This is a genomic window from Streptomyces sp. NPDC005866 (genome assembly GCF_040629895.1).
In the GTDB taxonomy this organism is placed as follows: Bacteria; Actinomycetota; Actinomycetes; order Streptomycetales; family Streptomycetaceae; genus Streptomyces.
This window is the reverse complement of record NZ_JBEXWP010000032.1, coordinates 23,010-36,707: the sequence shown is the minus strand read 5'-3', so window position 1 is coordinate 36,707 and position 13,698 is coordinate 23,010. Positions and strand designations below refer to the sequence as shown.

At 72.5% G+C, this 13,698-nt stretch carries 15 protein-coding genes and 1 pseudogene; 1 reads left to right on the top strand and 15 read right to left on the bottom strand.

The genetic code is table 11. From position 1 onward, the window contains the following. From ABZ396_RS35025 to ABZ396_RS34985, 9 genes are all read right to left on the bottom strand, one after another. On the bottom strand, nucleotides 1-543 hold a 543-nt coding region (locus tag ABZ396_RS35025; protein WP_359186685.1), incomplete at its 3' end, for a DNA primase. Further along, a complete protein-coding gene (locus ABZ396_RS35020) occupies nucleotides 540-803 on the bottom strand; it encodes a gas vesicle protein GvpG (RefSeq protein WP_358920010.1) in 264 nt (87 codons plus the stop codon). The genes ABZ396_RS35025 and ABZ396_RS35020, both read right to left, overlap by 4 nt. A gap of 16 nt (nucleotides 804-819) precedes the next feature. Continuing rightward, nucleotides 820-1,584 (bottom strand): GvpL/GvpF family gas vesicle protein, encoded by a 765-nt coding sequence (locus tag ABZ396_RS35015; RefSeq protein ID WP_358920011.1) that lies wholly within the window; start codon nucleotides 1,582-1,584, stop codon nucleotides 820-822. Next, nucleotides 1,581-2,009: a gas vesicle structural protein GvpA gene (locus tag ABZ396_RS35010; protein WP_358920012.1), complete on the bottom strand. Its 429-nt coding sequence runs from the start codon at nucleotides 2,007-2,009 to the stop codon at nucleotides 1,581-1,583. Before ABZ396_RS35010 ends, ABZ396_RS35015 begins: the two co-directional genes overlap by 4 nt. 42 nt (nucleotides 2,010-2,051) lie before the next feature. After that, nucleotides 2,052-2,408 (bottom strand): gas vesicle protein, encoded by a 357-nt coding sequence (locus ABZ396_RS35005; RefSeq protein ID WP_358920014.1) that lies wholly within the window; start codon nucleotides 2,406-2,408, stop codon nucleotides 2,052-2,054. 145 nt (nucleotides 2,409-2,553) lie between these two features. Further along, entirely contained in the window at nucleotides 2,554-3,489 is a 936-nt protein-coding gene (gene ligD / locus ABZ396_RS35000; RefSeq protein WP_358920015.1) for a non-homologous end-joining DNA ligase, read from the bottom strand. Then, entirely contained in the window at nucleotides 3,486-5,333 is a 1,848-nt protein-coding gene (locus ABZ396_RS34995; protein WP_358920017.1) for a transketolase, read from the bottom strand. Before ABZ396_RS34995 ends, ligD begins: the two co-directional genes overlap by 4 nt. Continuing rightward, nucleotides 5,330-6,673, bottom strand: a complete 1,344-nt coding sequence (locus ABZ396_RS34990; RefSeq protein ID WP_358920019.1) for an NAD(P)/FAD-dependent oxidoreductase — start codon at nucleotides 6,671-6,673, stop codon at nucleotides 5,330-5,332. The genes ABZ396_RS34995 and ABZ396_RS34990 overlap by 4 nt, the downstream gene beginning before the upstream one ends. Nucleotides 6,674-6,821: 148 nt before the next feature. Next, the gene (locus tag ABZ396_RS34985) at nucleotides 6,822-7,283 is read right to left on the bottom strand and encodes a phage holin family protein (protein WP_358920021.1); all 462 of its coding nucleotides are present in this window, start codon (nucleotides 7,281-7,283) and stop codon (nucleotides 6,822-6,824) included. Nucleotides 7,284-7,369: 86 nt separating this feature from the next. Between ABZ396_RS34985 and ABZ396_RS34980 the strand changes: the two genes are divergently transcribed. Further along, entirely contained in the window at nucleotides 7,370-7,720 is a 351-nt protein-coding gene (locus ABZ396_RS34980) for a VOC family protein (protein ID WP_358920023.1), read from the top strand. Here the strand turns inward: ABZ396_RS34980 and ABZ396_RS34975 are convergent. The 6 genes and pseudogenes from ABZ396_RS34975 to ABZ396_RS34950 all read right to left on the bottom strand — a co-directional run. Further along, nucleotides 7,705-7,953: pseudogene (locus ABZ396_RS34975) on the bottom strand (DUF5107 domain-containing protein); the annotation flags it as partial. The gene ABZ396_RS34980 and the pseudogene ABZ396_RS34975 sit on opposite strands and share 16 nt — an antisense overlap. Nucleotides 7,954-7,996: 43 nt before the next feature. Beyond that, nucleotides 7,997-8,572, bottom strand: coding sequence for a GNAT family protein (locus ABZ396_RS34970; protein WP_358920025.1), 576 nt, complete (start codon nucleotides 8,570-8,572; stop codon nucleotides 7,997-7,999). Nucleotides 8,573-8,687: 115 nt separating this feature from the next. Further along, entirely contained in the window at nucleotides 8,688-9,611 is a 924-nt protein-coding gene (locus tag ABZ396_RS34965) for an LD-carboxypeptidase (protein WP_358920026.1), read from the bottom strand. Then, nucleotides 9,608-11,554, bottom strand: coding sequence for an LpqB family beta-propeller domain-containing protein (locus tag ABZ396_RS34960; protein ID WP_358920066.1), 1,947 nt, complete (start codon nucleotides 11,552-11,554; stop codon nucleotides 9,608-9,610). Before ABZ396_RS34960 ends, ABZ396_RS34965 begins: the two co-directional genes overlap by 4 nt. Continuing rightward, a complete protein-coding gene (locus tag ABZ396_RS34955) occupies nucleotides 11,551-12,855 on the bottom strand; it encodes a M20/M25/M40 family metallo-hydrolase (protein WP_358920028.1) in 1,305 nt (434 codons plus the stop codon). The genes ABZ396_RS34960 and ABZ396_RS34955 overlap by 4 nt, the downstream gene beginning before the upstream one ends. Then, on the bottom strand, nucleotides 12,848-13,681 hold the full coding sequence (locus ABZ396_RS34950; RefSeq protein ID WP_358920030.1) for a M55 family metallopeptidase: 834 nt from the start codon (nucleotides 13,679-13,681) through the stop codon (nucleotides 12,848-12,850). The genes ABZ396_RS34955 and ABZ396_RS34950 overlap by 8 nt, the downstream gene beginning before the upstream one ends. Nucleotides 13,682-13,698 lie beyond the last annotated feature (17 nt).

The window sequence follows — 13,698 nt, the reverse complement described above, 5'->3', positions numbered from 1 at the left end:
CTTGTCACGGTCCTCTTCGTCCCGGCCGCGCTTGTCACGGTCCTCTTCGTCCCGGCCGCGCTTGTCACGGTCCTCTTCGTCCCGGCCGCGCTTGTCACGGTCCTCTTCGTCCCGGCCGCGCTTGTCATCGTCCTCGGCCCGGCCGCGCCGGTCCTCGTCCTCGGTCTCGGCGTCCTCCTCGTCGTCCCGTTCGTCGCCGAGACCGAGGCCGCCGGTGTCCGGCACGACGCCGGCCAGCTGGTCGCGCACCTCGGCGGTGCGGCCGTGCAGCCGGTCGGCGAGGGAGTCGAGCTGCCGTTCGACCATGGCGCCGGAGGCGGCCCGGCCGACCCCGCGCAGATCCTGGCGCAGCTGGTCGCCGATCTCCTTGAACTGCGGATTGTCACGCAGCTGCTGGTTGACGATGTTCACGATCGCTGTCGGGCTCAGGTTCAGCTTCTTGCCGGCCACGAACGTGCCGACGGCAAAGGCCAGCTTCAGCTTCTTGGTCCGGCCCAGGAGATATCCGGCCCCGATCGCGAGGCCCAGTCCTGTTCGGTTCATGTATGCATCCCATTGCCGTGCCCGGCGCCTTTACGCAGGGCGATCTCCAGCCGGTCGAGAAGTTCGTCCTCGGCGCGGTCGAACTCCTCCTCGTCGATCTCCCCGGCTTCCAGCCGTTCCTCCAGCCGGGCCAGTTCGGCCCGCACCGCGGCGGGGTCGTAGTAGATCCGTTCCGCCTCGTGCACTACCTGCTCGACGACCCAGGCGCTGCCGCGCACGGGTGCGAAGGGCAGTAGCAGCAGCTCCTTGATCAGTCCCATGGGTGGGTCTCCTGCTCTAGGCCTCCGCACCGCCGGCCGTCGTGCCCGCGGGCTCGGAAGCACCCGGTTCGACGAAGCTGTACGGCGGAAGCGGCCCGTTGACGCGGACGTCCAGGTGCGGATGGCTCTTGCGCAGCCGTTCGACGCCGGCCAGGAAGTTCTCCGCGGAGTCCCGGCTGACGAGGAAGGACACGTTGGCGAGCCAGCCGGTGGAGTCGGGGCCCACGCTCACGGCCGCCGCCTCCGCTTCCAGCGCCTGCCGCAGCTCCACGGCGTCCTCGGCCTCCCGGGCCTGGACGGCGGCCACCACCATCTCGCCCAGTCGCAGGCGGCTCTCGTAGCTGCCGCCGGCCGTCTGCCGGTTGGCCTCCGCGAGGGAGCGCAGCTCCGGGTTCTCGGACATCACCCGGTGCAGGACCGCCTCTTCGATGTGGCTGGCCTTGATGTTGTACTCGACCTTGCCGTCGAGGGTGCGCAGCCGCTCCTCGTAGTGCTCGGCACGTTCGGCGAGGACGCCGGTGACGGCGTCGTCGTCCGGGGCGATACTGCCGAACCGCATGGGCAGCACACACCCGCCGCCGCCCGCCTCGGCCAGCACCTGCTGGTGGGCGAGCAGGTCCTTCCGCTTCGGCCGCAGCCCCTCCGGGGCCTCGCTCACCAGGGCGGCGAGCGGGCCCTGCGTCAGCACGCGCACCGGCCGGGCCGGGTCGCCGACGCCGCCCATGCCCTCGGGCAGTGTGGGGTGGCCGGCGGCCGCGATGCCGTAGACATAGGTGCTCACTCCTGCTCCTCCTTCCGGCGCGCGCCGGTGGACTTACGGGGGCGCGGGCGGGACTCGGTCTCGCCGGAGCGCTCGTCGCGGGCCTGCTGGAAGGCGTCGGAGATGGTCTCGGCGGCGCCGGAGAGGGCGCCCTTCGACTTGCCACGGGCACCGGACTCGGTGACCTGGCCGACCACGTCCGGCAGGCCGGGGCTCTTGTTCGGGCCGGACTCCAGGTCGAGCCGGTTACAGGCTTCGGCGAAGCGCAGATAGGTGTCCACGCTGGCGACGACCACCCGGACGTCGATCTTCAGAATCTCGATGCCGACCAGAGAGACCCGCACGAAAGCGTCGATGACCAGTCCTCGGTCGAGAACGAGTTCGAGTACGTCATAGAGGCCGCTGCTGCCGCCTCCACCGGTCTGCTGTGCCGGTACGACCGTCATGCCTGTCCACCCTCCTTGTTGTGTGATGTGTCCGCGGGCCGCCTAGCGGCCGCCGGACCGGTGTGGGTCGGCGCGTCCGCGTTCGTAGCGGCCCATGCGCCGGTAGCCGGTGAGCTGCCCGTCGGGGTCGAGTTCGACCCGGTAGCTCGCCATCAGGCTCATCGTGTCGGGCACCCTCGGGAGTTCGAGGACCTCGACCTCCAACACCCAGCCGTCCTCGGTCTGTTCGAAGGACGACACGGACTCGGCGGCCATACCCGTGAGTTCGGCGAGCTGGGCACGTGCCTGGCGCAGCACCTCCATCGGGCGCGGCCGGTTCTCCTCCGGGCCGGGCTCGTCTTCGTGCTTGCGGTCTTCGCGTGAATCCTGCGTCTTTGACGTGTCATTTGTGTTCGTCATGGCCACCTCTTGGTTCGAGTGGCCGAAGGTCTCGGGGTCAAACCTTCACGTGCGGCCCGTGACGCGGTGCGTCCGGCCGGTGACGCCGTGCGTGCACCGGCATCGGTCTCAGCGAGTGCCGCCGTGAAGTGCGCCGGAACCGGGCTCAGCCGGTGCCCTCGCGCAGCGCGTCGAGGCGGCGGCGGGCCGGGCCCAGGGCGCGGCCACGGGCCGGCAGGTCGGCCCAGGGGTCGGTGCGGGCCTGGTCGACGGCGTCGGCGATGGTCCAGCGGCGGGCGTCCAGGCCGGGGTCGTCGAGCTGGTCCCAGGTGATGGGCATGGCGACGGGGGCGCCGGGGAGGGCCCGCACGGTGTAGGGGGCGACCGCGGTCTGGGCGTAGGCGTTGCGCCCCACGTCCAGGAAGAGCCGGTCCTCGCGGCCCTCCTTGCGGACGGCGGTGGTGAGCCGGTCGGGATGCTCGGCGGCGAGCAGCTCGGCCAGGTCGTGGGCGAATGCGCGTACCTCGTCGAAGTCGTGGCGGGCGTTCAGCGGTACGACGAGATGGAGTCCCCGGGAGCCGGTGGTCATCGGCGCCGACGGCAGCCGCAGCCGGTCGAACAGGTCACGGGCCCAGCCGGCGGCCTCCCGCACCGGGGCGAAGTCGGTGCCGGGAGGGTCCAGGTCGAGAACCAGCTGGTCGGGGCAGTTGAGGCGGGTGGTGCGGGAGAGCCAGCGGTGCAGGGTGATGCAGGCCTGGTCGGCGAGGTAGAGGAGGGTGGCGGTATCGCCGCAGACCACATGGGTCACCGTGCCGCCCTCCTTGGCGACCTCGGCCCGCTCGATCCACTCCGGGTAGTGGTCCGGGGTGTTCTTCTGCATGAACCGGGGCCCGTCCAGGCCGTCCGGGTGCCGCTCCAGCATCAGCGGACGCCCGCGCAGCTGCGGCACCATGTAGGGCGCGACGGACCGGTAGTAGTCGACGAGGTCGGCCTTGGTGTACTCCTTCGCGCCGTCGCCCCCGGGGAAGAGCACCTTGTCGGGCCGGTGCACCTCCACCGTGCGGCGGCCCGCCCGCACCGGCCGCACCTCGTCGCCGCTCATCGCACGACCGCCTCCTCGACCAGCAGCCGCCCGGCCGCCGCGATCGACTCGGCGTCGATGCCGGCCGCGTGCAGCTGCTGGTCGGGCGCGGCCGACCCCGGCATGATCCGTACGGCGAGCCGCACCAGGCGCGGTACCGGCCGGCCGTCGGCGAACGCCTCGGCGACCGCGTCGCCGAGCCCGCCCTCCTCGTGATGGTCCTCGACGGTGAGCAGACAGCCGGTCTCCTCGGCGGCCCTGCGCAGGGTCTGCCGGTCCACGGGCTTGACGGAGTACAGGTCGACGACCCGGATCCGGATGCCGTCCTCGGCGAGCGCGTCGGCGGCCTTCAGCGCCTCGTGCAGGGTGACCCCGGCGGCGACCACGGTCAGCCGGTCCTCGGCCGAGGAGCGCAGCACCTTGCTCCCGCCCACCGGGAACTCCTCGTCCGGTCCGTAGATCACCGGGCTCGCGCCGCGCGAGGTGCGCAGATAGCGGATGCCGTCGAGCCCGGCCATGGCCGCGACGAGCTTGGCGGTCTGGTTGGCGTCACAGGGGTACAGCACGGTCGAGCCGTACACGGAGCGGAACATCGCCAGGTCCTCCAGGCCCATCTGGGAGGGCCCGTCCTGCCCGATGGCGACGCCCGCGTGCGAGCCGACCAGGTTGATCCCGCTGCCGCTGATCGAGGCCATGCGTACGAAGTCGTGGGCCCGGGTGAGGAAGGCGGCGAACGTGGCCGCGTACGGCACCCAGCCGCGCGTGGCCATGCCGACGGCGCCCGCGACGAGTTGCTGTTCCGCGATGTAGAACTCGAAGTAGCGGTCGGGGTGTTCCTTGCCGAAGAGCTCGGTACGGGTGGAGTCGCCGACCTCGCCGTCCAGCGCGACGACGTCGGCGCGTGCGGTGCCGAGCGCGGCCAGCGCCTTGCCGAAGGCGTCGCGGGTGGCGACCTTGTCCCCCTCGTCGTATCGCGGGAGTTCGAGCGTGCCGGTGGGCACGGAGTGCAGGGCGCGGGCCGCCGAAGGCTCCTGCACATGAACGCGGAGCTCCCGCGTTCCGCCCAGTTCGGCGATGGCCTCCTCGGCGTCCGGCAGCGGCTTGCCGTGCATGCCCTCGCGGTCCTCGACGGCGGCGACGCCGCGGCCCTTGCGGGTGCGGGCGATGATCGCCGTGGGCTGTCCCGCCGTGGACGCGGCCTCGCCGTAGGCGCGGTCGATGGCGTCCACGTCATGGCCGTCGATCTCCACGGTGTGCCAGCCGAAGGCCTGGAAGCGGCGGGCGTAGGCGTCAAGGTCGTGGCCGTGCCGGGTGGGGCCGCGCTGGCCGAGCCGGTTGACGTCGACGATCAGGGTGAGGTTGTCGAGATGCTCGTGCCCGGCGTGCTCGGCGGCCTCCCACACGGAGCCCTCCGCCAGCTCACTGTCCCCGCACAGCACCCAGACCCGGTAGCGGCCGTGCTCCAGGCGCTTCCCGGACAGCGCGATGCCGACGCCGACCGGCAGGCCCTGGCCGAGGGAGCCGGTGGCGGTCTCCACCCAGGGCAGCCGGCGCGGGGTGGGGTGCCCCTCCAGGTGGGAGCCGAGCTTGCGGAAGGTGAGCAGTTCGGCGTCGTCGATGGCGCCGGCCGCCTTGTAGGCGGCGTACAGCAGGGGCGAGGCGTGGCCCTTGGAGAGGATGAGGCGGTCGTTGCCGGGGTGGGAGGGCCGGTCGAAGTCGTAGCGCAGGTGGTTGGCGAGCAGCACCGCCATCAGGTCGGCGGCGGACATCGACGACGTCGGATGCCCGGACTCGGCCGCGGCGGCCGCCCGCACGCTGTCCACGCGCAACTGCTGGGCGAGTTCGACGAGTTCGGCGGTGTTCATGAGGCTCCTTCGGAGGGAGTGTCCTTGACGGTTTCGGGGGCCTTCGGCAGCTCCGGCGAGGCGGTGTCCAGCGGCACCGACCAGGACCGTACGAGGCCCAACTGCACGCCCTGGCGCGGCAGTACGGCGTCCAGCAGCCAGTCGGCGGCGACCCGTACCCGGCCCGTGGGCATCGCCGCGAGGTGGTAGCCGCGGGTCACCAGCCCGGCGGGCGGACCGGACAGGGGCACTCCGAGCGGGTCGGCGGCGGCCTGGAGGCCTCCAAGGTCGACGACGAACCCCAGGTCACGGTGGCGGTAGGGGCGCCGGGGCCTTCCGCTGCCGAGCGAGGCGGCCACGTTCTCGGCGGCCACCCGCCCCTGCCGCCAGGCGTGCTGGGCGGTCATCGGGGTGAACGCGCCGGGATTCGCCAGGTCCGGCACGGCGGCCGCGTCCCCGCAGGCGAACACGTCGTCGCAGCCGGGGACCTGGAGATACGGGTCGACGATCAGCCGCCCCTTCTCCAGCGGCCGCCCGGTGCCCTCGACCAGCGGGTCGGGCCGCACGCCCACACACCACACCAGGGTCCGCGAGGCGATGAACTCGCCGTCGGAGAGCAGCACCCCGTCCCGGGTGGCCTCCTTGACGGAGGTCCCCGTCCGTATCTCCACGCCCCGCCGGCGCAGCACCCGGTCGGCCGTGCGGGACAGCTTGTCGTTCATTCCGGGCAGCACGCGGGGCGCCACGTCCAGCAGCAGCCAGCGTGGCCGCACCCCGTACGGGAGGGGGTTACGGCGGGCGAGCTCGGCGGTGAGCATCCGCATATGGGCGGCAACCTCGGTGCCGGTGTATCCGGCGCCGACGACGACGAAGGTGCACCGGGCGGCGGCGAGACCGGCGTCCGCGGCGACGGCGGCCAGCTCGATCTGCCGGATCACGTGGTCACGGAGGTAGAGGGCCTCGGGCAGTCCGCGGAAGCCGTGCGCGTGCTCGGCGACGCCGGGGATGGGCAACAGCTTGTTGACGCTGCCGACGCAGAGCACCAACCGGTCATAGCCGAGGGAGCCGCGGACTCCCTCCGGATCGGTGTAGTGCACACAGTGCCCGTCGAGGTCGACGGCATCCGCCTCCCCGAGCACCGTGCGCACCCCCCGCAGGGCGCCCGTCAGGGGCAGGGCGATGCGCCGGGGTTCGAGAATCCCGGCGGCGACCTGGGGCAGCAGGGGCAGATACAGAAAGTAGTCGGTGGGGTTGAGTAGGGTTATGTCGGCACGGTTCCGGGCCAGCCGCGCGAGAGTGCGGGCCGCGCGATACCCGGCGAAACCGGCGCCGACGATCACGATCCGGGGTCGACGACTCACGGTGCGCCTCCGGGAATGCGTCTGGGGGGTCCGAGGCTTCCCACGTAACCGTAGGCGGGTCCGCCAAACGCCGCCCGCCGGGAACCGCGGACCGGCCGCACACAACCCGTGGCGACGGTCAGCGGCCGGCGGAACGGCGCTGTCGGCCTCAGGCCCGGCGGTGCGGCGCGTGCGGCGCCTCCTGGTCGGCATCAGGCGTCACCGGAGTGACGGGAGTGACCGGCGGCACCGGAGGCATGGGCGGATACGGCAGCCCCGGCCCACCGGGCGGCCCCGCGGGTGCCGTCCCGCTCACAACCCGATGGGGAGCGTGCGGCCTGGTGGGCCGGCCGGCCTCCCTCAGCAGACAGGCGACCGCGCCCAATATCACCGCGGTGATCAGCGCCGCGGCCCAGCCGGGCAGCACGATCGCCAGTGCCAGGCCCATGGCCAACGCGAGCGCCGCCCCGGAGTACAGGGCGACCGCACCGGAGGCGCCGTACAGCATGGCGGCCCGCCGCCGTTTCCGGCCCTGCTCGCGCAGCTCATCCCGTACGGTCTCGCGTGCGACCTGCGCCAGTTCGTCGACGAGGTCCTTGTCCAGATGTTCGAGATGATCCAGATGGTCCATACGGGTCGGGTACCCGGACGCGAAAAGCAGTAACAGGAGATCACCGGAGGTGACGTCTTCCGCCCGGTGCCAACTAGGCTCGTCTCATGGAGATTCTGGGAGCCTCCCTGCGCATCTGCGTCGACGACCTCGAAACCGCGATCCCGTTCTACGAGCGCCTCTCCGGCGGCAGAGCCCTCCGTTTTGAACGCGGGGGCGTCCAGGTCGCCGCGGTCGGCTCCTTCCTTCTGATGAGCGGTCCGGAGTCGGAGCTGGAGGTGCTGCGCAAGGTGACGGCGACGATCGCGGTGCAGGACGTCGACGCGGCCCACCAGTTGCTCGGCGACCTGGGCGCCCGCATCCTCGCGGGGCCGGTGCCCACCCCGGCGGGCCGCAATCTGCTCGCGATGCACCCGGACGGCTCGGTGTTCGAGTACGTCGATCAGCGCCCGGCCTGATCAGGGTTCCGCGGCCGTATCCGGAAGTCGTACCGACCGGGCAGCGGCTCGTCACCGAGCCGCGCCCGCAACCGGCGGATGTCATCGGCCCCTTCCCACAGGTCGGCGACCTCGAACCCGTCCTCGAACACGGCCCGGGCCGCCGCCCGCCGCCCCTCGGCGAGCAGCAACTGCGCCTGCAGGAGCCGTAACCGGCCGCGCTCCCGGGTCGCCGGCGGCAGCACCTTCCAGATGCGGGCAGGTCGTCCCGGTCGCGCTCGTCGACGCGGTGGTCAATCAGGACTGCGCAGAGGCCGGGCCGGGCCGGGCTCGGCGCATCTCCGCCGTGATCGCCCACCGCTCGTGATCCCGCCAGGCCCCGTCGATGTAGATCATGTCCGGTGAGAAGCCCTCCAGGCGGAACCCGGCGCCGCGCGCCAGCGCGATCGACGCGGCGTTGCCGGGCTGCACATTGATCTCCAGCCGGTGCAGCCGCATCGGCCCGAAGGCATGGTCGACGACCAGCCCCATCGCCTCCCGCATCAGCCCGCGCCCCGCCGCGTGCGCGAACACCCCGTAGCCGAGGGCACCGCACTGGAAGCCGCCCTCGACGATGTTGTTGATGTTGATGAACCCGGCGATCGCCCCGTCGTCCTTCTCGCAGACCAGGAACCCGGCCTTGCTGCGGTCCTCGATCAGCCGGCCCGCGTAGCCGGCGTAGCCGGCGTCCGTGGTGGGCGGGAACAGCCAGGGCTGGTGGAGGTCCTTGCTCTCCCGGGCCCGGGCGATGAACTCGGCGCCGTCCTCGTAGGTGAAGTGACGGATGCCTACGCGGGGGCCCTCGGCGAGATAGCGGGAAGAGGTGTGCGGCATCCAGCCACCCTACGCAAAGCCGGCTCCGGCGCTCCGAGGTCATCGCGCTCGTACGACCAGGGTGTGCGCCCGCGGCCCCCGCCCCCGTAGGGCGAGCGCCGCTGCCCGTGACCTCTCAGCGCAGCACCGGCGCCAGCAGCGTGAGCGTGCCCGTGCCCGCGTCCAGCTCCGCCGCGACCCCGAGCGGGATCGTCAGGGCCGCCTCGCAGTGCCCGAAGCCGAACTCCTCCACCACCGGCACCCCCAGCCCGCCGAGCCGGTCGGCGAGCACGGCCCGCACGCCCTCATACGGCCCGCACCGGTCCCAGGACCCCAGCAGGATCCCGGCGACACCGTCGAGCCAGCCTGACCGCAGCAGCTGGGTGATGCTCCGGTCGAGGCTGTACGGCTGCTCGCTCACGTCTTCCAGCAGGAGCAGCCCGCCGCGCGCACCGGTGTGGGTGTGCGGGGTGCCGATGCCGGTCGCCAGCAGGCGCAGGCAGCCGCCGACCGTGACGCCCCTTGCCCGGCCGGGCACCATCGCGGTGCCCCGCGCGGCGATCGTGCGGACCGTCTCCGGGGCGAACAGGGTGGCCCGCAGGTGCTCCTGCGCCTCGGCGCTCTTGACGAAGTCGGCGCCCGCGGCCACCGGACCGTAGAGGGTGGCGAGCCCGAGCCGGGTCGCGAACGCCTCGTGCAGCACGGTCGCGTCGCTGAAGCCGACGAACACCTTCGGCCCGGCCGCCCGCATCGCCTCCCAGTCGAACAGGTCGACCAGGCGCTGGGCACCGAAGCCGCCGCGGGCGCAGAGCACGGCGGACACGGACGGGTCGCACCAGGCCCGCTGGAGATCGGCGGCCCGGTCGGCGTCGGAGCCCGCGAGGTAACGCAACTCCCCGTCCTCGGCGAGCACATGGGGTGCCAGCACCGGGTCGAGATCCCAGCCGCGCAGGATGTCCAGGCCCGCCTGGAGCCGCTCCTCCACCACCGGCCCGCTGGGCGCCACGACGGCGACCCGCGCTCCGGGGGCGAGTCTCGACGGCCGTTCCAGCTCTCTCACTTCACCAACTCCAACTCGGGAATCCCGGGCACATCCAGCCCGAACACCTTGGCGTACAGAGCGAGTTCGGCCTCCAGGGCACGAACCATCGTCTCGGCGCGGCGGAAGCCGTGGCCCTCGCCCGCGAAGGTGAGGTACGCGTGCGGCACCTGTCGTCCGTCGAGCCTGGCGAGGAAGCGTTGGCACTGTACGGGCGGGCAGATCACGTCGTCCAGGCCCTGGAGCAGCAGGAAGGGCGCGGTGAGCCGGTCGGCGTGCTCGCTGGGCGAGCGTTCGACGTACCGCTCGGGCACCTCGGCCAGCGGCCCGATCAGCGACTCCAGGTAGCGGGACTCGAAGTCGTGGGTCTCCCCCGTGCCCCAGCCGGTGAGGTCGAGGATGGGGTAGGCGATGGTGCCGCAGGCGTAGACGTCGGTACTGGTCAGCGAGGCCGCGGCGGTCCAGCCGCCGGCGCTGCCGCCCCGGATCGCCAGCCGGGCGCGGTCGGCGGTGCCCTCCTCGGCGAGTGCGAGGGCGACCGCCGCGCAGTCCTCGACGTCGACCACGCCCCACTGCTCGCGCAGCCGGTTGCGGTACTCCCGCCCGTATCCGGTGGAGCCGCCGTAGTTGACCTCGGCAACCCCGATGCCCCGGGAGGTGAAGTAGCCGATCGTCAGGTCGAGGACGAGGGGTGCCCGGCTGGTGGGACCGCCGTGTGCCCAGACGACGTAGGGCGGCAGCTCACCGTCGGGGGCGGTGTGGCCGGGGAGCTGGGGCGGGTAGATGTGGGCGTGCACCTCGCGGCCGCCCGGGCCGGTGAAGGTGCGGACCTGCGGCTCGGGGTAGTGGGCGGGGTCGACCGGGTCGTGGTGGGCGGCGCCGACGACCCGGGCGCGACCGCTCGCGGTGTCCAGTTCGATCACCTCGTACGCGGTGCGTGGGCTCGCGCCGACCGCGACGACACGGGTGCCGTGCGTCGCGAGGGTGGGGGCGAACTCGGTCCACGGTCCTGCGGCGTCCACGACCTCGCCGGATTCTGTGTCGAGTATCCCGAGTGCGGTCGAGCCTCGACCGTGGACAACGGCGATCAGCCCGTTGTCCAGCGGTGCGAACCAGCGCTGGCCGAGCTTCCAGAGCGGCCCGGCGAACTCCTCCTCGCGCGGGCACAGCGGGGTGCCGTCGCGATAGACGTTCCACCAGCCGCTGCGGTCGCTCGCGTACAGGAGACGGTCGTCCGTCGACCATTCGACCTGCGCGATGGACTCCTCCGGCCCGCCCGCGACCGCGCGGACCTTGTGCAGTACACCGTCGTCACCGACCTCGCCGACCAGCAGCTCCGTGCCGTCCCACGGCATCCGCGGATGGTCCCAGGCGAGCCAGGCGGCCCGCCGGCCGTCGTGCGAGAGGCGCGGCCCGGTCACGAAGCGGTGCCGGTCGTCGGTGAGTTCGCGTACGGCGGTCCGGTCCTCGGCGGCCGAGCCGTCCAGCGGCACGGCGGCGAGCACCCGCCGCACGTCGCCGGGCCCGTCCCCCGTGAACTCCTCCAGCACGCACCAGACCTCACCCCGGTCGAGCAGCAACCGCGGGTCGGCCCAGCGGGGTCCGGGCGGAGTCAGCGGGCGGGGCGCACCGCCCGGCTCGTACCGGTACAGCCGCTGATCGTCGAAGTGGACGAAGACCAGCAGCGGTTCACCGCCGCGGGCGGGCACGCCACCGGCCCAGGGCTGTCCGCCGTACTCGATGACCCGGCTGCGCACGTTCCACGGCGCGGGCAGCACGGACTCCCGGGTGCTGCCCCGCACCAGGGTCCTGCGCCCGCCCTCCTCCGGGCGGGGTTCGGTCCACCAGGTCTCGTCGCCGACGAAGCCCACCCACTCGGGGCTGCCGTCGTGCGCGGCGGCCAGGGCCGCGTCGATGGGCGAGGGCCAGGAGCCGTACGGCTTCGTCTCCACGATGTCTCCTATGCCGTGCGCAGGAAGCGGTCCAGGACCCGGACGCCGAAGTGCAGGGCCTCGACGGGAACGCGTTCGTCGACGCCGTGGAACATGGCCTGGTAGTCGTAGCCCTCCGGAAGCCGGAGCGGCGTGAAACCGTAGCCGGTGATGCCGAGCCGGGAGAACTGCTTGGCGTCGGTGCCGCCCGACATGCAGTACGGCACCACATGCCCTTCGGGCGCGAACTCCTCGACAGCGGCGCGCATCCGGGCGTACGTCGGTGAGTCCACCGGCGCCTGGAGGGCGACCTCGCGGTGGTGGAACTCCCAGTCGACGTCGGGTCCTGTGAGGCGGTCGAGGGTGGCGCGGAACTCGTCCTCGGTGCCGTGGAGATGGCGTCCGTCGACGAAGGCGACGGCCTCGCCGGGAATGACGTTGACCTTGTAACCGGCGTCCAGCATGGTCGGGTTGGCGCTGTTGCGGACGGTGGCCTCGACCAGCTGGGCGGCCGGGCCGAGCTTGTCGAGGAGCAGGTCGACCTGGTCCAGGTCGGGCTCGATGCCGTAGAGGGCGGCGAGTTCGGTGAGGGCGGCGGTGACCGTCGGGGTGAGCCGGAGCGGCCAGGTGTGCTCGCCGATGCGGGTGACGGCGGCGGCGAGCCGGGTGACCGCGTTCTCCTTGTTGACCTTGGAGCCGTGTCCGGCGCGGCCGCGCGCGGTGAGTTTCAGCCAGCCGGTGCCGCGCTCCCCCGCGGCGATCGGGTAGAGCTGCCGCCCGGTGCCGTCGTGGAAGGTGAAGGCACCCGACTCGCTGACGCCCTCGGTGCAGCCCTCGAACAGCTCGGGGTGGTGGCCGGCGAGGAACCCGGAGCCGTCTTCCGCGCTGGCCTCCTCATCGGCGGTGAAAGCGACGACGATGTCCCGGCGCGGCCGTACCCCCTGCCGGGCCCAGGCCCGCAGCACGGCCAGGATCATCGCGTCCATGTTCTTCATGTCGACGGCGCCCCGGCCCCACACGACCCCGTCCCGGATCTCCCCGGAGAAGGGGTCGACGCTCCAGTCGGCGGCCTGGGCGGGCACCACGTCGAGGTGACCGTGCACCAGCAGCGCGTCCGCCGACGGGTCGGTGCCCTCGATACGGGCGACGACGTTGGTGCGGCCCTGGGTCCGCTCCAGCATGATCGGTTCCAGGCCCGCGCCTGCCAGCTGCTCCGCCGCGTACTCGGCGGCGGGCCGCTCCCGGCAGTCGCCGCCACCGAAGTTGCTGGTGTCGATGCGGATCAGCTCGGAGGTGAACCGGACCACCTCGTCCAGCGCCTGTTCGTCAGCCATACTGCTCCTCCACCGCGGCCGAGACGATCGTGGTGACCGCCTTGAAGGTGCGGATGCCGTCGTACATGGTCACTTCGGTGTACGCCACCTTCCGCTCGCCGGTCCGCCGCACGCCCGGGACGACGGTGGCGGCGAGGGCGAGGTGCTCGGCGTCGAACTCCAGGGCGATGGTGAACGGCCCGCCGATCAAGGGCGTGTGACGCACCGCCAGCCGGGTCGCGTCCTTGGCGGCGGCGCGGATGTCCGCGGCGGTCCTGGCGGGTGTCCGGCACACGGCCGCGTACCTCGACACATGGTCCTTGACGGCGACCTTGAGCGCCTCCGGCGCATAGCCGAGGGCGTCCTCGCAGGCCACGTCGTCGCCGGTGACGAGGACGACCGGGACGCCGTACTCGGCGACGACGTGCGCGTTGAGCAGGCCCTCGCTGGCGCGGACGTCGTTGAGCCAGACGCCGGTGATGGAGTTGGCGAGGTAGGTGTGGGCGAGGACGCCCTCCATGCCGGCGCCGGCGTGGTAGCCGACGAAGGCGATGCCGTCGACGTCGCCGTGCTGGACGCCCTCGACCATCGAGAGGGACTTGTGGCGGCCGGTGAGCATCTCGGCGCGTTCGTCGAGCTGCTCCAGGAGCAGGTTGCGCATGCTCCAGTGGGCCTCGTTGATGAGGACCTCGTCGGCACCGCCGTCGAAGAAGCCGAGGACGGCGGCGTCGACGTCCGAGGTGAACATCGACCGGCACCGCTCCCACTGCGGTGTCCCGGGCAGCACGTCGCCGGGCCAGGTCACCCCGGTGGCGCCCTCCATGTCGGCGCTGATGAGGATCTTCATGGTGCGCCACGTTACGC